The sequence below is a fragment of the Corallococcus interemptor genome, from assembly GCF_003668875.1.
GTDB lineage: Bacteria > Myxococcota > Myxococcia > Myxococcales > Myxococcaceae > Corallococcus > Corallococcus interemptor.
The window spans coordinates 139022-161706 of record NZ_RAWM01000002.1 but is presented as its reverse complement, the minus strand read 5'-3'; the positions used below and the strand labels follow the sequence as shown (position 1 = coordinate 161706).

Genomic DNA, 22685 nt, shown 5'->3' with positions numbered 1-22685 from the left:
GTCACCCGTGCCCCGTTCAAGAGAGTGCCCATGAAACGCCTGTTGCTGTCCGCCCTGGCCACCGTGTCCCTGCTGTCGCCGCTCGCCTGTGACCTGGAGAAGACGACGAACCAGCTCACGGCGGACCACGTGATGGTGGGCACGCTGCTCGCCACGCCGCAGGTGGACGTGTCCGCGTCCGCGATGGCGGGGTACGACGCGGGGACCTTCGGAGGGCCGGACGGCGGGGACGTGGTGAGCTTCCCCGGGCAGACGGCGGCCTTCGTCTTCTTCGGGACGAAGAAGGGGGAGAACGCGCAGCCGGAGGGGCTGAGCGGGGCCACCGTGACGTTGCGCGCCGGGAGCGCGGCGGGCGTGCCGCTCAACGGCCAGGGTGGCGGCAGCTACGGCGTGACGAGCGACTCCACGGACGACCTGAAGTACACGTCCGGCGAGACGTATTCGTTCTTCGCGGAGCAGAACGGGACGAAGTACGAGGCGCGCGTGGAGGACTCGCCGACGAAGGAGGCCATCCCGGCGTTCCACCCGGCGGAGGGCTTCGTGCGCATCAACGCGAACACGGAGTTCGGCTTCGACCGGCCGGCGCCTCCGGCGAACCAGGACCGCACGCTGGGCTTCGTGACGGTGGTTCCGCTGGGTGCGAACGGAGAGAAGGGCCAGGCCACCTATTCGAACGTGCCGACGTCGCCGGTGGAGTTCCTGCAGCTGGCGGCGACGCCCGCGACGTTCCGGTCCGCGCGCGTGACGATTCCGGGCACGGCGTTCCCGAACCCGAAGCAGACCTACCTGATCATCTTCCAGGCCGTGCGCATGGGAGGCCCGGAGTCCGACAACCTCTTCCTGGGCAGCGTCGTCCTGGCGGGCACGGCGGAAGTGGGCATCGTGCGGACGAACTGAGTGGGCTTTAGCCGGCCTCGATGTCGAGGCCGATGCGCTCCTCCAGCTTGAGGCGCAGGATGTGGCCCGCGAAGCGTTCCGACTCTTCGCGGGAGAGGATGCTGCGGAAGGCCGGACCGTCCGCGATCTCCACCTCCATCACGGCGCCTCGCTGGAGGAGGCGGAAGAAGTCCTCCCCTCCCCCGGGCCTGGGCACGCGCAGGGGGATGAAGCCCTTGAGCGGGACGACATCCGTGCTGGCGTCGATGACGCGCAGCAGGCCGGGGGCGTCCGGGCGGATGGCGTCGGAGGCGACGGACTCCTCGGCGTAGAGGGGCGCGGGTGGGAGGGACAGGTCCTCGGTGGAGTCGTCGAAGAGGAAGCCGTAGCGGGAGGGCACTCGCTGCGTGAGGAGGTAGCAGAGCAGCACGGCTTCATCCGGCTGCACGCGCGCGACATGGAGGATGGAGCGCTCCGCGCCGACGCGGCGAAGGAGCAGCGTGAGGTGGGGCCGGCTGCGCTGGAGGTAGCGCTGGACGCGGTCCAGGAGCGTGGTCCGGACCTCCGTGAACGCGGCCTGGTAGCGGGCTTCACTCTCCGCTTCGCGCTGGGCGACAGCGTCACGGGCCTTGGCGAGCTTGGCTTCCGCGTCGCGAAGGAAGTCACTGGCGGCGCCCTGCTGCTGGAGGCCCGGGGTGGTGGAGCTGGAGTCCATGCCTGCGGCGCGCACAGCGCCCAGGAGGAAAGAGCCCTGCTGCGTGAGCCGGGCCTGTTCCTCGCGGAACTGGATGACGGAAGCCGCGTGCCCGCGCTTCAGTTCCTCCCAGGCTTCGTAAGCGGACTCCAGTGTTTCGAGCGCACGCAGCTGTCCCAGCGCGCCCTCGGGACCGGAGGCCAGTCCGGTCCACGGCGTGTCTGTGTTTCGCGCGGGAAGCGCGGGGAGTCCGTCCACAGGGGTGTCGTGACGCATCGACCGTGCATCATGCTTCGATGCGCCCAGCGGCGGGGGACGTTTCTTCGTCACTGCGGCCACCCTGGATAGTGGGTGACTTGACCAAACCGACCTACAGCCCAGATGTCATCGGGTCGATTGCCAGCAATCCCGTAAACCGACGCAGCGCAACGCACCACCCTCCAAGACGCACCGTCGTAACGATAAATACACCCATCATCACTGGTGACGTAGATTGAGTGGGTTCCGAAAGCCAGCACGCCCGTCAGATTCGCGTCGGGTGAATTAAACCCTGAAACAGGAGACCAGGCTCCATTCCACCGAAGAAGCGTGCCTCGGGTTCCAACAGCATAGGCCAGTTTGGGATTCACGACATGGACCGCATTCAAGCTCGCACCGGAGGGCGCGGTCCCATCCGCTCTCCAGAACCCAAGGTCAGGATCATAGCGGTAGATAGATGACGACACGGACCCTCCGACCGCGAACATGACCTGGGGAGAAATCCCGTAGACACCGCGAAACTGGGTCGTGTTGATGGTCTTGATCGATATGGTCGTGAGCCCCCCATTCCACAGGAAGGTGCCCCCATTGCCCTTCGCGGTATCTGTCACCACGCCGTGGATGTCGACCCCTCCATCCGCAAGGACCCCTTGAAGCCCCATGACCGTTGCACTCGATGAAGAAAGCAAAGTTCGTGGGGTGCAATTCGCACTCTCGGGCGTCTGCACAATCAGCTTTCCTTGATCGCGACCGATAAATGCGACACCTGTCTGAGGATGAGCCCAAACGCTCAAGAGCGACTGGGGACTCGCGCCATCCGTGCACGCACCGGGAAGCACAGAAAACACTTTCGACCCTGGCGTTTTGACCATGCGAGTTGAATCCTCTCCCACGACCCAGACCCCACCATCCCCATACACCGAAGCGGCATGAAGACTTATTCCATCCCCTGCTGGCACCCGAGTATCCCAGCTCGGAACACCACCTACGCACACGCCATTCTCATCAACCAGGCTATCGCAGTTATTGTCCTGTTCGTCGCACAGCTCGGGCGCACTGACATGGATGAAGGGATTGCCGTCATCACAGTCGCCACTTTGCGGCACGAAGCCTTCGTCCGGCCTCGCACATGACGCAATGCCGCCATCCGGCGCGCCGTAGGAATCCAGGTCGTCGTCCGGATACCACGTGGGCGGAGCACTATTGGGTTTGCAGTAGGTCCTATTTCCCGAGGGGTCGCACTCAAACAATCCCACGCACTGCGTCTGGGAGTCGGCGCATACGGTGCCCACGTTGAAGCCTTCGTCCGTGTCTCCCGAGCAGTTGTCATCCATGCGGTTGCAGAGTTCCGGCAACCCGGGATGCACGGAAGCCCGGCTGTCATCGCAGTCGTTATGCGGTGCGGAGAGCGGGAGCCGGTTCGAGGGCAACTCGGTCGTGCACACCGGCACCTGTCCCCGCGACGTATCTCCATACCCATCCTGGTCCTCGTCCGCCCAGGCGTACTGCACGATGGGTCCCGCGAAACACACCACGGCTCCATTTTCGCCGCAGGTGTTGCTACCCGTGCACCCGTTGCTGGCGATGCACGTCTCTCCCACGGGTATCCCCTCGTCACGCACGCCGTTACAGTTGTCATCCTGGAAGTTGCAGAGCTCCGTGGCTGCGGGATTTATCGCTGGATTCGCGTCATCGCAGTCCGAGCCGTGCGTCGCCGCGCTGACGAAGCCATCCCCGTCCGCATCCGTCGCCCTCAGCAAGAACGCCAGGTCGGAGATGTCCCCTTCACGCAGTACGAATCCCAGCTGCTGATTCGCCACGGCTGCCCCGTCACAGCCCTGCTCGAATCCATCGACCGTCACCGTCACGCCGAGCCCCCAGTCCTTCGGCGGAGAGAACCCCTGCGTCAGCGTCCGGCCCGCCCGCTCCGTCCCCCTGTAAGGAATCGACATCGAGAGCACCGCGTCGCGGTCACCGTCCCGCGCCGTGATGCGCAGACACCCCGGCACGAACCCCTGTGCATCCACCCGGATGCGCAACATGCCGCAGTCTTCATCCCCCACCGCGCAGAACCCCTTCTCCCTCCAGAGGTCCTCCAGCGACGGCACGGTGCACCGCACCAGGCCCAACCCCAGCAATGCCACCCAAAGCAGACGGAAACGGGACATGGCCGGAAATCCTACGCCATTCCCCTCTCACCTCGCGCAAACACGAAGGCCCCTCCCCGCGGTCAGCGGGAAGAGGCCCGTGTGCGAATCAAGGCACTGCGCCTGGAATCAGGTCGTGCGCTGACCCGGCGGCACCGTGGAGCCCGCGCCCTGCTGGCTGTCGCCGCGCGCGTTGTTGATGGCCGTGGTCAGCTTGTCCTGGCCGCCCTGGATGCGCTGGCGCAGGTCGCCGCGCAGCTGCTGTCCCGGCTTGTCCGCCATGAGCAGGCCCACGCCCACGCCCACCAGCAGGCCCGCCGCGAAGATGCCCAGCGCCGGCAGCGCCGTCTCCGCCGTCGTGCGGCGCGTCTCCAGGCCGATGAGGTCCAGCACGTCGTCCCTGTCCAGCTTCTTCAAGTCCTTCAGGCTCAGCATGTCCGACTCCGGGGAAATGACTTCGGGGAAAGACGCGGGGTGCTACTTCAATCCTAGACGCTGCCCGAGGGCGGCGTGCCCCGGCCCGTCTGATAGCCCTGGAAGGCCGACTCCGCCATGCCCAGCAGCTCATCCTTCACGAAGGGCAGCGCCGCCAGCCGCACGCCCAGCTTGAGGATGCGGCCCGTCAGCGGCGTGAAGAGACCGCCGCCCAGCACGTAGCCCACGCCCACTGCGATGGCCAGCGTGCCATAGGGGTTGCGCTCCACGCGCCCCTTCAGGTCCAGCGTCTGCCCCAGGTCCGACACCGCGCTGCGCGCGTTGTCGATGAACTGCTGCGCGTCCGAGCCCAGCTGATCCACGCGCTGACCAAAGCCCGCGTCCTCGCCGTGCCCCGTGCCGTTGCCCGTCGTGCCCGAGTAGTTCGTCATGTCCGTGCTCCCTCTTTCAGGCAACCGGTTAGCGGGACGCGATGCGGCCCACGATGAAGCCCACCGCGATGGCACCCAGAAGGCACGTGCCGGGGTTGGCCTTGATGAACCCGACGACCTGACGGTTCAGGTCCACCAGGTTCTGCCGCGCCTCGTCCATGTCCGGCAGCTGCTCCTGAAGCTGCCGCGCCCGGTCTGCCATCTGCTGCGGATTGATTTCCATGGAAGCCCTCTGCTTTTTCGTTTTCCGATTGCGTCTTGAACTGTGTGCATCCAGGCCCGGCCGCGCACTGCTTCAGCGCCGCGAGCCCACCAGGTAACCGACGAGGAAGGCGGTCCCCACGCAGGCGTAGGGATGCTTGCGCACCCACTGGCGCCAGTCCGTGACTTCCGCCACCTCCACCCGGAGCGCGCTCACCGACGTGGCCAGGTCGGCCCGGGTGCGCTCGATTTCCTCGCGAAGCGCCGCGCTCGTGCGCGGCAGGTGTCCATTGCTAGCGGCCATCCCGCGGCTCCTTGAAAGCCATTCCCGTCGTGTCCTTCAGCGTGTTCACCCCGGGCGCCGCCACCGGGACCCGCGGAGGGGCCGAGGTGAGCGCCGCCATGCTGCGCGACAGCTCGCTCACGCTGTCATCCATCATCTGGCGTGACTTCATCCGCTTCACCGCGCGAAGGATGCCCAGGCCACCGCCCACCAGGTTCACCGCGCCCACGATGGCCAGCGCCCCCGCCCACCCCGTCCACGGGGCGAGCACGGCCGCCAGCGCCCCGCAGACGAAGGCGTAGCCCACGAGCAGGAAGGGCACGAACACGGCGATGCTCGCCACGTCCAGGCCCATGGCCTTCGCGTCCTCCGCCAGCTCCACGCGCGCCAGCTGCAGGTGCTGCGTCACCAGGCGACTGAAGCCGTCCGCCATGCGCCCGACGAGCGCGGCCACGCCGCGATCCGTCTGTTCACTGCCCACGTGCATGCGCTCTCCGGCCGACGCTCACGTCCCTGTGCGCGTGGGCGCCAACCTAGGCACCCCCCTTCCCCGCGACAACCACGGCGCGAGGAATTTGTCCGGCGTTCGCCAGCGTCGGCCACTCAACGCGAGAAACCACCGGACTCGCGTCGCAGTCTATCGCAAGGCCGCACTCCTAGCCGATCAGCTGCACCGGCGGTGCGACCGGCGGCTGCACGGAGATGGGCGCCTCGAAGCGCATCACCAGCGGCAGGTGGTCCGACGCCACACGGCTCAAGGGCGAGCGGTGCGGCGTCACCGACACCGGCCTCACGCCCGAGTCCACGTAGATGCGATCCAACCGGAACAGCGGCAGCCGCGTGGGGTACGTGCGCGCGGCGGCGCCCAGTTCGAACGCGGCGTCGTGGATGGCCTCCCGCACCAGCGAGGACACCGGCCCGTTGCCCCAGGAGTTGAAGTCTCCACACACCACCATGGGGTCCTTGCGGGCCGCGTCTCGCAGGAGGTCCGCGGACAGGAGCAGCGCCTCCTGCCTGCGCCGTTCACTCACGGACAGGCCCAGGTGGAGGCAGAAGACGTGCAGCTGCTGGCCTCCGCCCAGGTCCAGGTCGCACCTCAGCGCGCCCCGGGGTTCGCGGCGCGGCACGCTCAAGTCGTAGTTCTTCGACTTGAGCACCGGCAGCCGGCTGAGGATGGCGTTGCCATACCGGCGGCCATTGCGGACCACGTTGGGTCCGAAGGCCATGTGCATCCCGAGCATCTGGGCCAGGTGCTCGGGCTGGTCCTCCCGGGGCGTCTTGCCCCGGAAGTCCCCCACCTCCTGCAGCGCGATGATGTCCGCGTTCACCTCCCGCAGGACCGCGCCCACGCGCTCCAGGTCGAAGGCTCCGTCCACCCCGATGCCGGAGTGGATGTTGTAGGAGACCAGGGTCAGCTCCACGCGTCGTCCACCCTCTTTCGTCAGGCCGGGATGATGCGGCGGGCCGCCAGGCGCACCGCCTCCAGGGGCAGCAGCGCCAGCCGCTGCATCGCCGTCGCGACGTCACCCACGCCGGACTGGATGGCCTTGAGCTGCCGGCGCGCCTCGTCGATGAGGTCCGGCAGACGGCCCTGCTCCACCGGGCGCTCCTGGGTGGGCGGCAGCGCGCCAATGGGCGCCGTCGTCCCGATGACGGGCGACGCGGCCGCCTTGCGCTGCTTCTTCGCGGCCCCGCTCACCTTCGACACCGGCCCGTGGGAGAACTTGGCGTCCGCCTCCGGGCGGGCCAGCTCCTCCAGCTGGAGCTCCATCTTGCGCGCGTTGAGGATCTCCTCCGTCTGCGCGTGGCTCTTGCCATAGTGGATGCCCTCGTGTTCGTCCACCGACACCCGCGACGACTGGGCGAACTGCGCCTTGTCGCGCTGGCGCAGGCTGCGCTTCTGCACGGGCAGCGTCTTGGGCACCTGGAAGTGGTCGAAGCTGTAGGAGCGAGGCATTCGCGCTCTCCCTTTCGAAATTGATGTGCTGCGTTGATGTGGGAAAGCTAGGGAGCCCCTCGCCGTCCGTAACGCCTTGACGCGAGGGGAACTGGCACGGCTGCCTGCTTCACGTCCGGCCAGGAACACCGTTTCGCCTCCGAGGGCACCCAAGTACCGGCAATGGCACACTTCTGGCCCCTGCTCGCAGGCCGGACGGCCCGCCGTCATCCAGCGGGCATCCAGCCAGGCCCTTCCGGGCAGAGAAGCAGACAGCCAACACGGCTGACGCTGGTCCGGGAAGGTTCCGCGCTCGCGTGGTGTAAAGAACGGCCCATGCCCGCCCGGACCCCTTCCGCCGCCCTCGTCCTCTCCCTGCTCGCCACCGGAACCCCGGCCCTCGCCGCCACGCCCGCCCCGGCCACGCCTGGCGTTCGTGCCCCGGGCGCCGTGCTCCCGGGAGAGCTGGCGCCGCTGAAGGTGGCGCCGGTGGACAGGCCGCACCTGTCGCTCCAGCCCGCGAACCCCAAGCCGGGAGACCCGGTGCTGGTGACGGTGCGCGGCGCGTCCGCGCTGCCCACGGGCACTGTCGCGGGCCGGCCCCTGCGCTTCTTCGCGTGGAACAACGGCTACGCGGCCCTCACCAGCCTCCCGGTGGAGCAGACCGAGGGCAGCGTGCCGGTGGACGTCACCGCCGTCGGGCGCGGCCTCCCGGTGCTGCTGTCCGGCGCGCTCACCGTGGGCGCTCCGGGCTTCCGTGAGCGCGAGCTGAAGGTGGCCAACAAGTACGTGTCGCCGCCCAAGGCGGTGAAGGCGCGCATGGAGGCGGACCGCAAGGCGTTCGCCGCGGCGTTCGCGCAGCCCTTCCAGGCCCCGCTGTTCGGCCAGAACTTCGCCTGGCCGCGCGAGGCCACGGTGACGGCGCCCTTCGGCGACCGCCGCTCGTTCAACGGCAAGCTGCAGACGCAGCACTTCGGCGTGGACCTGGATGGCGCCACGGGCTCGCCGGTGGTCGCCGCCAATGACGGCACGGTGGTGATGTCGCGCGACAACTACGCGTCCGGCAACACGGTGCTCGTGCACCACGGCGCGGGGCTCTTCACCGCGTACTTCCACCTGTCGCGCATCGACGTGAAGGAGGGCGCGAAGGTGAAGCAGGGCGAAGCGCTGGGCCTCGTCGGCAGCACCGGCCGCGTCACCGGCCCGCACCTCCACTGGGGCGTGAAGGCGGATGACCGCTGGGTGGATGGCCAGACGCTGCTCAAGCTGGACTTCACCGGCGCCCCGGAGACGCCGGGCGTGGCCACCAACGCCCCCGGCCTGGGCTCCCCGTAGTCAGGGCCTCAGCCGCGCTTGGGGGCCCGGGCCCTGGGCGCGGCCTTCTCGCGCTTGAGCGGCGCTTCGTCCTGGAGCTGGGGGGCCTCTTCCTTCGCGGGGCTCAGCAGCACGCCGTGGAGGAACGAGTCGGCGATCTGCGCCTTGGCCCGCTCCAGCATCGCGGTATCGCGCGCGTCCGCCAGACCCACCACGAACGCGGTGAGCCCCATTTCGATGGAGCCGAAGAGCAGCGCGGACGCGAGCAGCGGATCCACGTCCGGCCGCAGCTCCCCCGCCTCCTTCGCGCGGGTGAACATCTGCGCGCTCAGCCGGATGACGTCCACGAAGGCCGTCTGGCGGTTGATGCGGGCCCCGGCCGGTGAGCGGGCAATCTCCAGGATCAACACCTTCACCGCGCGGGGATCCACGCGGTAGGCCTCGAAGGCCACGTCCGCGATGCGGTGGACCTTCTCCACCAGCGGGCCCTCGCTCTCCGCGACGGCGCGCGCACGCGCGATGAAGCCGCTCCAGCCCGTCTCGAAGACGGTCTCCAGCAGCTCATCCTTGTTCTTGAAGTAGTGGTAGACGAGCCCGTACGCGACGCCCGCCTCCTTGGCGACGTCCGCGATGCGGCAGCCGTGGTAGCCCTTGCGGGCGAACACGTCGATGGCGGCCCGCAGGATGGTGCGGCGGCGCTCGCTCTCCCGCGTCCCGTTCTCCGGCGCCGTCTTCTGCTGGCCCACGCGTCCTCCCACGGCTGGTTGATTCAAGAATCAGCCAGCCACGCTATGGACGCGGGGCTCCGGGGTCAATCCTTACGTACGTGGGGCCCTCCGCCACGCCGAGGGGGAGGCGGGCGGAAGGGGAACACCCGGGGAAGGTCCTTCCCCGGAAGGGGCTCAGGCCGCCGAGCCGTTGAACATCACGCGGGCCACACCCAGCAAACGGTCCACGTCGCGGGCGTTGAGGCCGCGAGCGCGAGCGAAGTCCGACAGGGGACGCAGCAGGTCCTCCGTCTGGGCGGGCGTCTGCTCGGTGCCCGTGAAGAGCTCACCGAGGCTGACGCTGAGGGCGTTGGAAAGGGCCGCCAGTGTCTCCACGTGGGGCACACGCTCGCCGCGTTCGATCATGGACAGGAAGGACACGCTGATCTGCGCGCGCTCCGCGAGCTCCTCCTGCGTCCACCGCTCCGGGCGCTGCGTGCGAAGCTCGCGAATGCGCTGGCCAATTCTTTTTCCGAGATCCGACACGAAGTACTTCTCCTCTGGGGGATGTTGCGAGGTGAGTGCAACGCTCGCGTACGCCGGGTGATTCCTATCCTCCCGACCCAAAGGATCCGAATCCGGCCACACTCAAATTCACACCGGCGAATTCCGGTGTCTGATTGCGCCGCAGGATCACCACCCCCTCGATGCGCCAGCAGTCACAGGCGGGTCCGTACGACACGCCGAAGGTCTGCTGTGCAAGGGGCTGACTTTCCAGGGTATTCGAATCCTTATAAAGCGGTTGCACCAACGCTTCGTATCGCAACCCGAGTCCGAATCCGAGCTTGATTCGCGTACCAACAGTGAGTGCCTGTGCCCGTTCGGTCGGAGAGGGATCGACCTGATCGGTGTGGGACGGCAAGGGACGAGGTGCGTCTCCCACCAGCATATCGGTGCCGCGACGGACAAAGTCAGGTCCTTGTGCCAGAGGATCGAACCCACGATCAATTGACATTTGTTTCACGGCCAGCAGGTCGTCGTAGCGGGCGTACAACGCATTGCCTTTGCCATTGTCGATGGTGAAGTCGGCGGACAGCTGGGTGATGTCGAGCGTGGTGGGGTCCATGCGCACGAGCCCGCCCGCGGTGATGACGCCAGCGCTGGCGGACAGGCGCGCGAAGGTGTCGCGAAGGACGCTGCCCTGCACGGTGTCCCGGCCCGAGACGGGCGCGACGCGCGACAGGTCGAAGCCCTGGCCGATGCGCAGGCGCAGCGGTTCGCGGGTGGTGGGCCCCTTGCGGACGCGCAACGTGTTGTCCACGGCGACCACGGCGTGGAGGAAGCCGCGCACGCTGCCGTCGGACTGGAGCGGCACGGCGGCGTCCCACTCGTCGTAGATGAGCGGCACGGTGCCGGTGCCGCTGCTGTTGAGCGCGGTGAGCCCGTGGCCCCAGCCGCCGGGCACGTAGCGCAGGGCCACCGACGGGGACAGCGTGTGCCGGTAGAGCGTGTCCCCGTCCGCGAAAGTGCGCGCCAGCTGCGAGTCCAGCACCAGATCCGCCAGCGCGTAGCCGCGCGCGGCGGTGCGGCCGGAGACCTCGCCCACGGACACGTCCTGGCGCAAGCCTAGGGATGGCGTCAGCCGGGCCCAGTCGCCCAGCCCGTAGGACGTGGACAGCTGGGGGGCCAGCGACACGCGGTCGCGGCCTTCACGCTCGGAGGGATCCAGGCGGCCATTGCCTTCGAGGTCGTCGATGGGCAGGGCATCCACGGGGGTGGGCAGCGGTGTGCCCTCGGGGCGCCACTTGCCGGCGAGCGAGAAGAGACCGTCGGCTCCGTCATCGGCGAAACCGCCGCTGCGCAGGGGCGCGAGCCGGCTGTACTCCACCTGCATCCCTCCCATCACGCGCCCGCCGAAGAGGGGCCGCTGGGGCAGGGCCAGGGTGATGCCGGGCAGGCGCTGGAATGTCGTCGGGCCGTGAGGCTCCGTGGTGACGTTCGCGAGAGTGGCTTCAGCGGGGATGGTGTTCTTCTGGAAGAAGCGGAAGGGGTAGCGCAGGTCCTGGCGGAGCGACACGTCCAGGCCCAGGTAGCGTTCGTCGCGGCGCTGGTACACGACGGCGGTGCTGCGCAGATAGTTGTAGTTCTGCACCAGCAGGTCCGCGGTGAGGTCGCGGGTGTAGTAGCCGTCCGACACGAAGTACGCGTCGACGCGGTCGTGCCAGCCGTCGCCCAGCTCCTGCGTGTGCTGCCAGGACGCCTCGCCGCGCAGGCCCCGCTTCTCGTCGACGATCTCCGAGGTGTAGTCGCGCTCGCCCTTAGGACCGATCCCGTCGCGGTAGACGCGCATGAAGTCCAGGGTGACGGGGTTGAGCCGGGGACGCAGGTCGTAGAGGAAGCCCAGCGTGGCCCGGCCGCGCGTGCGGTCGCTGGGGACGTAGCGGAACTCGGTGAGCAGGCGCGGTCCCTTCACGCCGTTGGTGCGCGGCTCGCGGATCTCGACGCCCTCGCGGCTGGTGAACCAGGCGTTCGTGACGTCGCCGCTACCCGTATAGATGCCCGGGGTGAACGTCAGGTCGTAGCTCTCCCCCAGCGTGACGAAGACGGGCACGTCCAGCGCGAAGCCGTTGAGGCCGGAGTTGGACGGACGGGGAATCAGCAGGCCGCTGCGGCGCTCGGCCAGGGGCAGGTACAGCCACGGCAGCGCGAACACCGGCACCGAGCGCACGTACACCACCGGCCACGTGAGGATGGCGCGCTCGCCCATCTTCACGTTGGCCTCCTTCGCCTCCACGCGCCAGCTGGGCTCACCGGGGCCGCACTGGCACGGGGTGAAGGCCAGGCCATCCACGGAGAAGGCCGTCTCCCCGGTGCGCCGGATGCGCGTGCCGCTCATCAGGACGGGCGTCTCCCCCAGCTTGCGCAGCTCGTCCGGTGTCTTGGCGGCCTGGAGCGCTTCGGGCGTGACGCCCTTCTTCTGCATGAAGAGGCCGCCCTTCACGTTGGCCTCGTTGGAGCGCAGGTCCACGCGCACGTCGTCCGCGATGGCGGCCATCAGGCCGCTCACGAACATCACGTTGCCGGTGGCGGTGGCCACCTGCGTGGCCTCGCTGTACGTGACTTCGTCCGCGCGAAGGACGTTGGGGCCGCTGCGCAGCTCGCAGTGGCCCCGGGCGGTGAGGACGTCGTTCTCGTAGACGACGTAGTCGGCCGCAAGCTCCACGACCTCGCCGGTGGGAAGTTCCACCTGCGTGGCCAGCGGAATCTGGGCCGACACCCAGAGCGTCAGGACGACCGGGGCAAGGAAGGTCATGCGGGAGGCGTGGGCGGGGGGCGCCGTGCCGGCAACGGCGCCCGTCCCGTCCTACCGGCCCGGGCGCGGGAAGTCGAGGGTGATGAGGCCGCCTTCCTGGCGTGTCTCATAGCGAACCCCCTGCTTCAGCTGGATGACGACGCGCACCGTCTGGCCCGACCCGGCGAAGGCCTCCACCCGCGACACGGCCGACGGGAAGAAGTGCGTGTCCAGCGGCAGCGTGTTGTTGGACTCCACCACGCGCGTGTTCTCCAGCTCCAGCACCACCTGGTTGCCGGAGCCGCCCACCGTGTAGCGCACGGGCTCGTTGGTGCGCACGAAGACGCGCGAGCTGTCCGGCTGCTGCTGGAAGCCAATCAGCGTCATCGTCTTGCGGCGCGACGACACCGAGCCCCCGCCGCTCTCGCGCGGCTCGGAGGCGGCGCTGCCCTGGCTGGGACGGGCGCGCGACTCACGGGCCGCCACGGCCTGCTCGCGGCGCTCCCGGGCCTCCGCCGCCCGCTGGCGCTTCTCGTCGGCGGCGGCCTCACGGGCCGCCTGCTGCTCCTCGCGGCGGGCCTGCGCGGCGGCCTTGCGCTCCTCCGCGGCCGTCTGGGCGGCGGCCCGCTTCTTCTCCGCGGCCGTCTTCGCGGCCGCCATGCGCTCCTCGGCGGCGGCCTGGGCCGCGGCCTTCTTCTCGTCGGCGGCGGCCTGCGCGGCGGCGCGCTTCGCCTCGGCGGCGGACTTCGCCTCCTCCTCCCGCTGGCGCTTCTGGTCCGCGGCGGCCTGCGCGGTGGCGCGGCGCTCATCCTCGGCGCGCTTCGCCGAGGCCTGGGCCTCCTCCTCCTGACGCTTGCGCTCCTGGGCGGCGGCCTCCTCGGACTTGCGGCGCTCCTCGTCCTGACGCTGCGCGGCGACCCGGGCCTCCTCCTGGCGCTTGAGCTGCGCGTCCGAGTCCGCCTTGGCGCGAGCGGCGGCCTCGGCGGCGGCCTTCTCCTGGGCCTCGCGCTCCGCCCGGGCGGCGTCCGCGGCGGCCTTCACGGCCTTCTCCTGCGCCTCCCGGTCCGACGCGGCGGCGCGGGCCGCGTCCTGCGCGCTGGCTCCGGCCGGCGTGTTGGCCGCGGTGGCGGGGGTCCCCTGCGCCGCCGTCCCCTGCCCTTCCGGCGAAGGCGTCACCTGCGCCACGACGGCGCCGCCCCCGCCCAGCACCTTCACCACCAGCTTGTTGCCGGAGGACTGGATGTCCGTCTCCACCTCGCGCTCATAGCCGATGAGGATGCGCGCGATGGACGCGGACTCCGTGCCGTAGGTGGCGGTGCGGATGCCGGTGACGGTGCCGTTGCCCACCGGCTGCTCCTCCGCCACGCCCTGGAACACGGCGCCGGACACGTCGATGACGAGCCGGGGCGGATCCGTCATGGTGAAGCTGTTGAAGTCCGGCTTCTTGCTGCCGGTGATCTCCACCGTTCCGCCGCTCACGGAGATGGCCGTGATGGTGTTGAGGTCCGCCGGCTGCTGCGCCAGCGCCACCCACGGCACAAGCCACAATCCCAGCAGCGACACCGCGAAGCCCTTCATCGACCACTCCCGTGACATGCGTCAGAAGACAGACGCGCGCGAAATTATCACGCACCCGGGAGGCACCAACTTTTCAGTCTGGCCGGAACGTCCGCGCTTCAACGCAAGCGCGGCATGGACGGCGAGCGCGTGCGGTGCGTGCGGGTGTATTCGATGAGGTTCTTGATGTCGTAGCAGATCTGCCGGATGTCGTGCCCCATGGTGAGCTCGACGTGGCTGTTGCCCTTCACCGGCCGCCACAGCAGGTACTCGCTCTTCGCCGCGCGGTAGACGCTGCGCGTGGATTCCACGGAAGCCAGCGGATCCATGTCCCCGAAGATGATGGCCATGGGGATTTCAATCTTCCCGAAGCCGCGCTTGAAGTCGTAGTCCGTGCGGTAGCAGACCATCTCGCCCCGGCGGATCCACCGGGCGAACTGTTCAATCACCTTGCGAGGCTCGCGCTCGCCGCCCTCGCGCAGGAGCCACCGGATGTCGTCGCGGCTGACGCGCTCCGTGTTGATGAGCCGGTTCAGCTTGCGCGTGAAGCGCTGATACAGCGCGGACTCGTCCGCGTGCGACAGCTGGCGCTCCACCCACTTGAGCACCACGTCCACCGGCACCGCGTTGAACACGAGCGGCTTGCCCGGGTCCGGATCCAGGCGCTTCTGGAGCGCGGGGCTGAAGGCGCCCGCCCCCTTCGCCAGCAGCGACCGGCCCAGCGAGGACGCGCGGCGGTTCAGGTTCAGCCCGCCCAGCGTCATGTCCACCGCGCTCGCGACCAGCGGCGAGCCGTGCGCCAGCATGCGCAGGAGCATGAAGCCTCGCCCCAGGTCCGCGGGCGACCCGATGGTGATGAGCCCCTCGAAGTCGTCGTGGATGCCGGCGTAGCCGTAGCCCAGCATGCCGCCCATGGAGTGGCCGCAGTAGAAGACGCGCTCGCGCCGGGTGATGCGCTTGACGCCGGAGACGGCCGCCGGCAGGTCGTAGAGGAAGTAGCTGTCCAGGTCCCAGCCGTAATCCAGGTCCTGCGGCAGCGGGCGCTTGAAGCGCTCGGCGCGCTCCTTCTGGAAGGCGATGGAGCTCTTGCCGTGTCCGCGCAGCTCCAGGATGTGGATGTCCACCCCGAAGAAGAGCAGGTTCTTGACGAACTGCCCGCTCGTCCACGTGTGCCGGTTCTGGGAGAAGCCGTGAACCAGCAAAAGCGGCTCACCGAACAGCGGCTGCGCGAACGCCTGTTTCACCGGCCGGTAGCGCGTGATGACGAGCGACCAGCCGTCCGCCGTCTCCACCACGTAGTTCGTTTTCGAATACAGCGCCCGGAAGTCGACCTCATCCACAGTGGGCATCGGAGGTCCCGGAAGCGCTGATCTCCAGTCCGGCAGGCGCATGTCGCAAAGTTACTGCTGCTGCCGCGTCGCGCCAAGGCTTCGGTCAACCCATCGCTTCACGGCGCCCACCAGGAACAGTGAGCCTGTAGCCAGCACGACGCCGTCCGGGCGACCCACTGCATCGGCCCTCGCTCCGGCAAGGGCCTCTTCCAGGGAGGCGTGCGCGACGACCCGCGGACACAGAACCCGTGCTTCATCGATGTATCGCTCCGGGGCAAGCGAGCGCGGCGTGTCCAGGGGCGTCAGGTGCACGGAGGCCGCCAGCGGAAACAGGGCCTGCATCATCGGCCCCCGGTCCTTGTCCGCCACCACACCGAACACAAGGTGCAGCGGCCGCCCTGCGTAGAGCGAGTCCAGTGCCTCCAGCAGCACCGCCACGCCCGCCGGGTTGTGGGCGCCATCCACCACGACGACTGGGGATTGGGCGACCTCCTCCAGCCGCCCCGGCCAGCGCGCGGTGGCCAGGCCCTCGCGCGCGGCCTCCGGTGTCACTTTCACGCCCCGGTCGCGGAGGGCTGCCAGGCAGGCCAGGGCCACCGCCGCGTTCTGGTGCTGATACGGACCGCGCAGCGCGAGCGTGACCCCGTCGAGTGACCAACCGGATCCCCGGTATGAAAGCGTCCCATCGGACCCGGGGACGATGCCGAAGTCGCGGCCCTCCACCTGGACGGGCACGGACAGCTGCTCCGCGCGGCGCAGGAGCGACTCCAGGGCCTCCGGCTCCTGCCGGGACAGCACCACCGGCACTCCGAACTTGAAGATGCCGGCCTTCTCCCAGGCGATTTCGCGGAGCGTGTGGCCCAGGTACTCCATGTGATCAAACGACACGGGGGTGACGCACGTCACCACGGGGTTCGCGGCGGTGGTGGCGTCCAGCCGGCCGCCCAGGCCCGTCTCCAGCACGGCCACGTCCACGCGCTCGCGGGAGAAGTGCCAGAGCGCCACCACGGTGCCGAACTCGAAGTACGTCATCGGATCCGACAGCGCGGAGGGATAGCGCTCCAGCACTTCCAAGATGCGCTGCCCGAAGACGGCGTCCAGGATGTCCTCGCCACGGACGCGGATCCGCTCGTTGACGCGCACCAGGTGCGGGGACGTGTAGAGCCCCACGCGGTGGCCGGCGGCCTCCAGCGCGCGCGCCACGAAGGCGCAGGTGCTGCCCTTGCCGTTGGTGCCGGCGACGTGCAGCGCCGGGTAGTCGCGCTCGGGATGGCCGAGCGCGGCGAGCGCGTCCTTCACCCGCTCCAGCCCCAGCTTGATGCCGGAGGGGTTGAGCGCCTGGAAGAAGCGCAGGGCGTCTTCCGGAGTGCGCGGCGCGTCCATGGGGTGGAGGCCCGCCGCCCTACCCCAGCATGCCGAGGATCTGCCCCAGCTTCGCGCGCAGGTCCTTGCGGTGGACGATGGCGTCGATCATCCCGTGCTCCAGCAGGAACTCCGAGCGCTGGAAGCCCTCCGGCAGCTTCTGGCGGATGGTCTGCTCGATCACGCGCGGGCCGGCGAAGCCGATGAGGGCCTTGGGCTCCGCGAGGATGATGTCGCCCAGCCAGGAGAAGGACGCGGCCACGCCGCCCGTGGTGGGGTTGAGCATCACGGAGACGTACGGCTTGCCGCTGTTGCGGAAGCGGGCAATCGCCGCGGACGTCTTGGCCATCTGCATGAGGGAGAAGATGCCCTCCTGCATGCGCGCGCCGCCGGAGGCGGAGAACACCACCGCGGGGCACTTGAGCTCGAAGGCGCGCTCGAACACGCGCGTGACCTTCTCACCGACCACGGAGCCCATGGAGCCGCCCATGAACTCGAAGACGAACGAGCCGATGGAGACGGGGTGTCCCTCGATGCGGCCCACGCCGGAGATGAACGCGTCGTTCTCCTCCAGGTTCTTGCGCGTGGACTTCAGCCGGTCCTTGTACTTCTTGGAGTCCGTGAAGCCGAGCGGGTCCTGGGGCTCCAGCTCCTTGTCGAACTCCTCGAAGGAGTCCGGATCCAGCGTGGCCGCCAGCCGAGCGCGAGCCGTCCAGGCGTGGTGGTGCTCGCAGTGCATGCACACCATCCAGTTCTTCTCGAGCTCCTGGCGGTAGATGATCTCGTCGCACTGCTCGCACTTGGCCCAGAGGCCCTGCATGCGGGAGGGCTGGGGCTCGGCGGCTTTCTCGGAATCAGCGGCGACGGCAATGCGGGGCTTCTTGGAGAACCAGGCCATGAGGCCCGGGGGTTAATCCGGCCGCCGCGAACCGTCAATACCCGCGTACGCCGCGCCGCGGCACGCCCCTAGAAGTGGAACGTCTCGCCCAGCTCCAGGACGTTCACGGGCAGCGGGGCCAGCTCCTTCTTGAGCTGGGTCACGAAGGCGGGCTTCAGGTGGTAGAGCATCACCTGGGCGCCGTTCCGGTCGAACTTGCGCAGCTCCGAGCCCACCGTCGCGGGCGTCAGGTGGCCGGAGATGTCCGCCAGGGCCTGGAGGCTGTTGGGGAAGCTGGTCTCCAACAGCAGCGCCTTGAGGTTCTTCGTGGCGTTGAGCGCCTTCCACAGCTTGTCCGTGGGGCCGGTGTCACCGCTCATGGCCAGCGACGACTTGCCGTCGCTGATGATGAAGGCGCAGGACTCCACGGGGTGGCTCACCGGCACGCTCTTCACGGTGTAGGGGCCTACCTGGAAGGTGCTGCCGGCGCGGAAGGTCTTGATGGCCAGGACGGGCTTGTGGCGCGTGGGGATGCGCGTGAAGTCCGGCCAGAGCGCGTTGTTGAACATGTTCTCGCGCAGCGCTTTGGCGCACTCGCGGGAGGCATGGATGGTGACGGGCCTGTCCCTGCGGCCAATGACCAGGTCGGCCAGGAGCGGCAGGTCCTTCACGTGGTCGAAGTGGCTGTGGCCGACGAGGATGTCGTCCACCTTGCAGAGCTGCTCCAGCGAGAGCGTGCCCGTGAGTGCGCCCGCGTCGAGCGCGAGCACGTCGTCCACGAGGAAGCAGGTGCTCCTGCACGTGGGAAGCTCGCCGCCGTGGCACCCGAGGACTTGCAGCTTCACGCTAGAGGTCTCCGAACTTCCACTTCATCTCGAGGTAGTTGAGGAAGTCGTGCAGCCGGGCCGTGTCGTACACGGTGATGCGGTCCCCGCTGCGCTCGATGAGGCCCGCGCGCTCCAGGCGCTCCAGCATGCTGCGTACGGCGGGCTCGCCCACGCCAATCTGCCGGGGCATCTCCCGGACGGCGAAGTCCACCTCCACGCCCTCCTCCAGCGGCCGGCCGCGCGTCTGGCAGGCCTGGAGGATCTGGTGGACGACGCGGCTGGCCGGGTCGCCGTGGAGCAGGTTCTCAATCTGGGCGTCCGCCTCGGAGAGGCGCTCGGCCAGCTTCTTGATCATCCGCACGGCGATCTCCGCGTTGCCGCGGATCATCGCCTCGAAGGTCTTGGGGTCGATGACGAGCAGCTTCGCGTCGTCATGCACCACGGCGGAGGCGTTCCGGGGCTTGTTGGAGATGATGGCCATCTCGCCGAAGAATTCGCCCGGGCCCAGCACGGCGAGGACCTTCTCCACGTCGCGCACGCGCTTGGAGATGGCGATCTTCCCGGACTGGATGACGAACATCTCCTTGCCGATCTCTCCCTCGCGGAAGAGCTCGGTGCCCTTGGGGAACTCCTTGCCAAAACGTTGAAAGAGGGTTTCCTCGGCGCCCATCTGGCCCGCGAGTCAATCAGCCCCCACCGCACCGGTCAAATATCCCTGACCGATATCGCCTCCGTGCCCGAGGGCGGCCCTGCGCCGCAAACCCGACACGGCCGTTCCGAGGCCCGAGACAGGGGCTTTTAGGAGGGATACAAGGCCGGCCCGTGGGAACGACCTACAAGCAGTCCGGAGTAGACATCGAGGCCGGCGACGCGTTCGTCGAGAAGATCAAGCCCCATGCCGCGCGCACCACGCGCCCTGAAGTCCTGGGCGGAGTGGGCGGGTTCGGCGGCCTGTTCGCACTGCCGCCCGGCAAGTACCAGGCGCCGGTGCTGGTGGCGGGCACGGACGGGGTGGGCACCAAGCTGAAGGTGGCCTTCCTCGCCGGGCGCCACGACACGGTGGGCATCGACCTGGTGGCCATGTCGGTGAACGACATCCTCACCTGTGGCGCGGAGCCGCTGTTCTTCCTGGACTACTTCGCCACGGGGAAGCTGGAGGTGGACGCCGCGGCGGAGGTGGTCAAGGGCATCGCCCTGGGCTGCGAGCAGGCGGGGTGCGCGCTCCTGGGCGGGGAGACGGCGGAGATGCCGGGCTTCTACGCGCGGGGCGAGTACGACGTCGCGGGCTTCTGCGTGGGCGTGGTGGAGCGCTCGGCCATCATCGACGGCAAGACGGTGAAGCCGGGGGACGCGCTCATCGGCCTGACGTCATCGGGGCTGCATAGCAACGGCTACTCACTGGCGCGCAAGGTGCTGCTGGACGACGCGAAGCTGCCCCTGGACATGACGCCGCCGGGGCTGGACCGGCCGCTGGGTGACGCGCTCCTGGAGCCCACGCGCATCTACGTGAAGGACGCGCTCGCGCTGTGCCAGGCGGTGAAGGTGAAGGGCATGGCGCACATCACCGGCAGCGGCATCCCGGGCAACCTGCCCCGCTGCCTGCCGGACGGGACGCGCGCGGTGCTGCAAGAGTCCACGTGGAAGAAGCCGGCCATCTTCGACCTCATCGCGAAGACGGGCGGCGTGGCGCGCGACGAGATGTTCAGCACGTTCAACATGGGCCTGGGCCTCATCGTCGTGGTGGCGAAGGAGGACGTGGCGAAGGCGCTGGAGGTGCTGCGCGCCCGGGGCGTGGAGGCGTCCGAGGTGGGCCGGGTGGAAGCGGGCCAGGGCGAGGCCACGGCGGTCATCGACCCATGAGCGCCAGGCGGGCGCGGCTGGGGGTGCTCGTCAGCGGCGGCGGGAGCAACCTGCAGGCGCTGCTCGACGCGGCCGGGCAGGCGGACTACCCGGCCGAGGTGGCGTGCGTGCTGTCGAACGTGCCCACGGCGTTCGCGCTGGAGCGCGCCCGGAAGGCGGGCGTGCGCGCGGAGGTGGTGGACCACAAGGGCTTCGGGTCGAAGGCGGACTTCGAGGCGGCGGTGCTCGGCGTGCTGGCGGACGCGGGCGTGGAGTGGGTGTGTCTGGCGGGCTTCATGCGGCTGGTGAGCGCGGACTTCCTGAAGCGCTTTCCGGGGCGCGTGCTCAACATCCACCCTTCCCTGCTGCCCGCGTTCCCGGGCCTGCATGCGCAGAAGCAGGCGCTGGAGCGCGGCGTGAAGGTGGCCGGGTGCACGGTGCACTACGTGGACGCGGGCACGGACACGGGCCCCATCATCGCGCAGGCGGCCGTCCCCGTGCTGCCGGAGGACGATGAAGCGAGCCTGAGCGCGCGCATCCTCGCGGAGGAGCACCGGCTGTATCCGCTGGCCGTGCGGCTGGCGGTGACGGGCGCGGTGACGCTGGACGGGACGCGCACGAAGGTGGACGCGCGGGTGACCGGTGACGGCACGGCGCTTCGCAGCCCGGGTGCCCCGAGGTGACGAAGCCGGTGGAGCCGTCGGATCCAAGCGAGGCGTCAGCCCGTGATGCTCGCCGGGAGGCCCTGCGCGCGGCACCCACGGTGCTGGTCAGCGCGTGTCTCCTGGGCGAGGCGTGCCGCTACGACGGGCGCTCACAGCGTTCGGAGCGCGTGCTGGCGGCGCTGGAGGGAAAGGCCGTCATCCCCATGTGCCCGGAGGCCGCCGCGGGCCTGGGCATTCCACGGCCTCCCGTGGACCTGGCGGGCGGCACGGGCGTGGACGTCTGGGCCGGCCGTGCACGGGCCCTCACGCGGGAGACGCGCGAGGACCGCACCCCCGAGTTCCAGGACGGTGCTCGTCAGGCGCTGGAGGCCGCACAGCGTTTCGACGCCACGGTGGCGCTCCTGAAGGAGAAGAGCCCGTCGTGCGGCAGCCAGCGCGTCTACGAGTCAGGCGTGCTGCGCCCCGGTGAAGGCATCACCACCGCGCTGCTGCGCGCGGATGGGCGCACTGTCGTGAGCGACGAGGATCTGTAGTCAGCCCAGTGTGGGCAACTCCAGCTCGTCACCCGGCCGGGGCGCGAAGCACGCCTCCACCTCCGCGTCGCTCACCTCCGCGAGCGTGGCCGGGCTCCAGCGCGGCTTCTGATCCTTGTCCACCAGCACCGCGCGGATCCCCTCCTGGAAGTCGGGCCGCTGCGTCAGCGCCTGGCTCAACCGGTACTCCATGCGCGCCGTCGCGTCGTAGTCCTGCCCACGCCCGATGCGCAGCTGCCGCAGCGTCACCCGCAGGCTCGTGGGCGACATGCGCAGCAGCGTCGCGCGGGTCTCCTCCGCCCACGCCGTCCCCTCGCGCTCCAGCGCCGCGAGGATGTCCTCCACGCGGTCCCCCTGGAAGCACCGGTCGATGACCTCCGCACGCGCCGCGAGCCCCGAAGCCCCCGCGTCCTGATGGAAGCCCTGGAGCACCCGCGCCGCCACGTCGCGCCCCGGCCCGCTCCAATCCGCGGCCACCAGCGCGCCCACCACGTCCTCCAGCCTCGACGAGTCCACCCGATGTGTCGCGTAGCCCAGCCACAGCGCATCCGCTGCGTCACACCGCGCGCCGGTGAGCCCCAGGTACGTCCCCGCCTCGCCCGGGAAGCGTGGCAGGAACCAGCCGCCACCCACGTCCGGGAAGATGCCGATGGCCGTCTCCGGCATCGCGAGCAGCAGCTTCTCCGTCACCGCGCGGAAGGCCCCGTGCACGGACAGCCCCAACCCGCCGCCCATGCAGATGCCGTCCACCAGCGCGATGAACGGCTTCGGGAAGTGGTGGATCCGATGGTTGAGCGCGTACTCGGCGAGGAAGAACTCGCGCGACAGCGACGGATCCGAGCGTGCGACCGAAGCAGCCACCGCGCGCACGTCCCCTCCCGCGCAGAAGGCACGGCCGCCTGCGCCCTGGATCACCACCGCCTTCACCGACGGATCCGCCGCCCAGCTGTCCAGCCGGGGATGCAGCGTCCGGCACATCTCCAGGGAGAGCGCGTTGAGGGCCTTCGGCCGGTTGAGGGTGACCACTCCCACCGCGCCCCGCGTCTCCAGCAGCACGTCGTCGCTCATGACGTGGGGGATATCAGTCTGGAAGGGGCTCGCACGGGAGATTCAGGGGTGA

24 protein-coding genes are annotated in these 22685 nt (G+C 69.3%); 5 read left to right on the top strand and 19 right to left on the bottom strand.

The annotated features are described in order from the left end of the window. Nucleotides 1–30: 30 nt before the first annotated feature. Nucleotides 31–897, top strand: coding sequence for a hypothetical protein (locus D7X96_RS01485; protein WP_121768782.1), 867 nt, complete (start codon nt 31–33; stop codon nt 895–897). A 7-nt stretch (nt 898–904) separates the two neighbouring features. Here the strand turns inward: D7X96_RS01485 and D7X96_RS01480 are convergent, their stop codons facing one another. The 9 genes from D7X96_RS01480 to D7X96_RS01440 all read right to left on the bottom strand — a co-directional run bounded on the left by D7X96_RS01480 (nt 905) and on the right by D7X96_RS01440 (nt 7282). Next, the gene (locus tag D7X96_RS01480) at nt 905–1846 is read right to left on the bottom strand and encodes a hypothetical protein (RefSeq protein ID WP_244219409.1); all 942 of its coding nucleotides are present in this window, start codon (nt 1844–1846) and stop codon (nt 905–907) included. A 50-nt stretch (nt 1847–1896) separates the two neighbouring features. Next, entirely contained in the window at nt 1897–3996 is a 2100-nt protein-coding gene (locus D7X96_RS01475) for a putative metal-binding motif-containing protein (protein ID WP_121768781.1), read from the bottom strand. A 108-nt stretch (nt 3997–4104) separates the two neighbouring features. After that, nucleotides 4105–4410 (bottom strand): YtxH domain-containing protein, encoded by a 306-nt coding sequence (locus D7X96_RS01470; protein WP_121768780.1) that lies wholly within the window; start codon nt 4408–4410, stop codon nt 4105–4107. Between the two features lie 53 nt (nt 4411–4463). Beyond that, nucleotides 4464–4841, bottom strand: coding sequence for a hypothetical protein (locus tag D7X96_RS01465; RefSeq protein WP_120549966.1), 378 nt, complete (start codon nt 4839–4841; stop codon nt 4464–4466). Between the two features lie 28 nt (nt 4842–4869). Then, a complete protein-coding gene (locus D7X96_RS01460) occupies nt 4870–5064 on the bottom strand; it encodes a hypothetical protein (protein WP_120549965.1) in 195 nt (64 codons plus the stop codon). A 72-nt stretch (nt 5065–5136) separates the two neighbouring features. Beyond that, the gene (locus D7X96_RS01455; protein WP_120549964.1) at nt 5137–5346 is read right to left on the bottom strand and encodes a DUF3618 domain-containing protein; all 210 of its coding nucleotides are present in this window, start codon (nt 5344–5346) and stop codon (nt 5137–5139) included. Continuing rightward, complete coding sequence (locus D7X96_RS01450) at nt 5336–5812, bottom strand: phage holin family protein (RefSeq protein ID WP_121768779.1); 477 nt, start codon at nt 5810–5812, stop codon at nt 5336–5338. Before D7X96_RS01450 ends, D7X96_RS01455 begins: the two co-directional genes overlap by 11 nt. 169 nt (nt 5813–5981) lie before the next feature. Further along, the gene (locus D7X96_RS01445; protein ID WP_120549962.1) at nt 5982–6746 is read right to left on the bottom strand and encodes an endonuclease/exonuclease/phosphatase family protein; all 765 of its coding nucleotides are present in this window, start codon (nt 6744–6746) and stop codon (nt 5982–5984) included. Between the two features lie 20 nt (nt 6747–6766). Further along, nucleotides 6767–7282 (bottom strand): hypothetical protein, encoded by a 516-nt coding sequence (locus tag D7X96_RS01440; RefSeq protein ID WP_120549961.1) that lies wholly within the window; start codon nt 7280–7282, stop codon nt 6767–6769. A gap of 315 nt (nt 7283–7597) precedes the next feature. Here D7X96_RS01440 and D7X96_RS01435 point away from each other — a divergent pair, with 315 nt between their 5' ends. Further along, nucleotides 7598–8596: a M23 family metallopeptidase gene (locus D7X96_RS01435; protein ID WP_121768778.1), complete on the top strand. Its 999-nt coding sequence runs from the start codon at nt 7598–7600 to the stop codon at nt 8594–8596. Between the two features lie 8 nt (nt 8597–8604). Here D7X96_RS01435 and D7X96_RS01430 read toward each other — a convergent pair whose 3' ends face one another. The 9 genes from D7X96_RS01430 to D7X96_RS01390 form a co-directional block, all read right to left on the bottom strand. Beyond that, nucleotides 8605–9321 (bottom strand): TetR/AcrR family transcriptional regulator, encoded by a 717-nt coding sequence (locus D7X96_RS01430; protein ID WP_121725324.1) that lies wholly within the window; start codon nt 9319–9321, stop codon nt 8605–8607. Between the two features lie 156 nt (nt 9322–9477). Then, a complete protein-coding gene (locus D7X96_RS01425; protein ID WP_014398120.1) occupies nt 9478–9828 on the bottom strand; it encodes a helix-turn-helix domain-containing protein in 351 nt (116 codons plus the stop codon). Nucleotides 9829–9892: 64 nt separating this feature from the next. Further along, a complete protein-coding gene (locus D7X96_RS01420) occupies nt 9893–12595 on the bottom strand; it encodes an LPS-assembly protein LptD (RefSeq protein ID WP_121768777.1) in 2703 nt (900 codons plus the stop codon). A gap of 51 nt (nt 12596–12646) precedes the next feature. Continuing rightward, nucleotides 12647–14152 (bottom strand): AMIN domain-containing protein, encoded by a 1506-nt coding sequence (locus D7X96_RS01415; RefSeq protein WP_121768776.1) that lies wholly within the window; start codon nt 14150–14152, stop codon nt 12647–12649. Between the two features lie 98 nt (nt 14153–14250). Then, nucleotides 14251–15522 carry an alpha/beta fold hydrolase gene (locus D7X96_RS01410; RefSeq protein ID WP_120549957.1) on the bottom strand — a complete coding sequence of 424 codons (1272 nt, stop codon included), beginning with the start codon at nt 15520–15522 and terminating at the stop codon, nt 14251–14253. Nucleotides 15523–15531: 9 nt separating this feature from the next. Further along, entirely contained in the window at nt 15532–16845 is a 1314-nt protein-coding gene (locus D7X96_RS01405) for a bifunctional folylpolyglutamate synthase/dihydrofolate synthase (protein ID WP_208647252.1), read from the bottom strand. Between the two features lie 19 nt (nt 16846–16864). Continuing rightward, the gene (accD, locus tag D7X96_RS01400; RefSeq protein ID WP_120549956.1) at nt 16865–17722 is read right to left on the bottom strand and encodes an acetyl-CoA carboxylase, carboxyltransferase subunit beta; all 858 of its coding nucleotides are present in this window, start codon (nt 17720–17722) and stop codon (nt 16865–16867) included. A 68-nt stretch (nt 17723–17790) separates the two neighbouring features. Next, nucleotides 17791–18546 carry an MBL fold metallo-hydrolase gene (locus tag D7X96_RS01395; RefSeq protein WP_120549955.1) on the bottom strand — a complete coding sequence of 252 codons (756 nt, stop codon included), beginning with the start codon at nt 18544–18546 and terminating at the stop codon, nt 17791–17793. Between the two features lies 1 nt (nt 18547). Further along, on the bottom strand, nt 18548–19198 hold the full coding sequence (locus D7X96_RS01390) for a Crp/Fnr family transcriptional regulator (RefSeq protein WP_120549954.1): 651 nt from the start codon (nt 19196–19198) through the stop codon (nt 18548–18550). Nucleotides 19199–19350: 152 nt separating this feature from the next. Between D7X96_RS01390 and purM the strand changes: the two genes are divergently transcribed. From purM to D7X96_RS01375, 3 genes are read left to right on the top strand one after another with little or no spacing between them, the layout of a single operon-like run. Further along, nucleotides 19351–20388, top strand: a complete 1038-nt coding sequence (gene purM / locus D7X96_RS01385) for a phosphoribosylformylglycinamidine cyclo-ligase (RefSeq protein ID WP_120549953.1) — start codon at nt 19351–19353, stop codon at nt 20386–20388. After that, on the top strand, nt 20385–21050 hold the full coding sequence (gene purN, locus D7X96_RS01380; RefSeq protein ID WP_120549952.1) for a phosphoribosylglycinamide formyltransferase: 666 nt from the start codon (nt 20385–20387) through the stop codon (nt 21048–21050). The genes purM and purN overlap by 4 nt, the downstream gene beginning before the upstream one ends. Next, nucleotides 21047–21565, top strand: a complete 519-nt coding sequence (locus tag D7X96_RS01375; protein WP_233610219.1) for a 2-thiouracil desulfurase family protein — start codon at nt 21047–21049, stop codon at nt 21563–21565. Before purN ends, D7X96_RS01375 begins: the two co-directional genes overlap by 4 nt. On the opposite strand, the gene D7X96_RS01370 is transcribed toward D7X96_RS01375, so the two are convergent. After that, nucleotides 21566–22633 (bottom strand): enoyl-CoA hydratase/isomerase family protein, encoded by a 1068-nt coding sequence (locus D7X96_RS01370; protein ID WP_121768775.1) that lies wholly within the window; start codon nt 22631–22633, stop codon nt 21566–21568. Nucleotides 22634–22685 lie beyond the last annotated feature (52 nt).

What these genes read in the sequence shown, in the direction of transcription:
- D7X96_RS01485 (WP_121768782.1), top strand. Translation starts at nt 31, where the DNA reads ATGAAACGCCTGTTGCTGTCCGCCCTGGCCACCGTGTCCCTGCTGTCG.
- D7X96_RS01480 (WP_244219409.1), bottom strand. Translation starts at nt 1,846, where the DNA reads ATGCGTCACGACACCCCTGTGGACGGACTCCCCGCGCTTCCCGCGCGA.
- D7X96_RS01475 (WP_121768781.1), bottom strand. Translation starts at nt 3,996, where the DNA reads ATGTCCCGTTTCCGTCTGCTTTGGGTGGCATTGCTGGGGTTGGGCCTG.
- D7X96_RS01470 (WP_121768780.1), bottom strand. Translation starts at nt 4,410, where the DNA reads ATGCTGAGCCTGAAGGACTTGAAGAAGCTGGACAGGGACGACGTGCTG.
- D7X96_RS01465 (WP_120549966.1), bottom strand. Translation starts at nt 4,841, where the DNA reads ATGACGAACTACTCGGGCACGACGGGCAACGGCACGGGGCACGGCGAG.
- D7X96_RS01460 (WP_120549965.1), bottom strand. Translation starts at nt 5,064, where the DNA reads ATGGAAATCAATCCGCAGCAGATGGCAGACCGGGCGCGGCAGCTTCAG.
- D7X96_RS01455 (WP_120549964.1), bottom strand. Translation starts at nt 5,346, where the DNA reads ATGGCCGCTAGCAATGGACACCTGCCGCGCACGAGCGCGGCGCTTCGC.
- D7X96_RS01450 (WP_121768779.1), bottom strand. Translation starts at nt 5,812, where the DNA reads ATGCACGTGGGCAGTGAACAGACGGATCGCGGCGTGGCCGCGCTCGTC.
- D7X96_RS01440 (WP_120549961.1), bottom strand. Translation starts at nt 7,282, where the DNA reads ATGCCTCGCTCCTACAGCTTCGACCACTTCCAGGTGCCCAAGACGCTG.
- D7X96_RS01435 (WP_121768778.1), top strand. Translation starts at nt 7,598, where the DNA reads ATGCCCGCCCGGACCCCTTCCGCCGCCCTCGTCCTCTCCCTGCTCGCC.
- D7X96_RS01420 (WP_121768777.1), bottom strand. Translation starts at nt 12,595, where the DNA reads ATGACCTTCCTTGCCCCGGTCGTCCTGACGCTCTGGGTGTCGGCCCAG.
- D7X96_RS01415 (WP_121768776.1), bottom strand. Translation starts at nt 14,152, where the DNA reads ATGAAGGGCTTCGCGGTGTCGCTGCTGGGATTGTGGCTTGTGCCGTGG.
- D7X96_RS01410 (WP_120549957.1), bottom strand. Translation starts at nt 15,522, where the DNA reads ATGCGCCTGCCGGACTGGAGATCAGCGCTTCCGGGACCTCCGATGCCC.
- D7X96_RS01405 (WP_208647252.1), bottom strand. Translation starts at nt 16,845, where the DNA reads ATGGACGCGCCGCGCACTCCGGAAGACGCCCTGCGCTTCTTCCAGGCG.
- accD (WP_120549956.1), bottom strand. Translation starts at nt 17,722, where the DNA reads ATGGCCTGGTTCTCCAAGAAGCCCCGCATTGCCGTCGCCGCTGATTCC.
- D7X96_RS01390 (WP_120549954.1), bottom strand. Translation starts at nt 19,198, where the DNA reads ATGGGCGCCGAGGAAACCCTCTTTCAACGTTTTGGCAAGGAGTTCCCC.
- purN (WP_120549952.1), top strand. Translation starts at nt 20,385, where the DNA reads ATGAGCGCCAGGCGGGCGCGGCTGGGGGTGCTCGTCAGCGGCGGCGGG.
- D7X96_RS01370 (WP_121768775.1), bottom strand. Translation starts at nt 22,633, where the DNA reads ATGAGCGACGACGTGCTGCTGGAGACGCGGGGCGCGGTGGGAGTGGTC.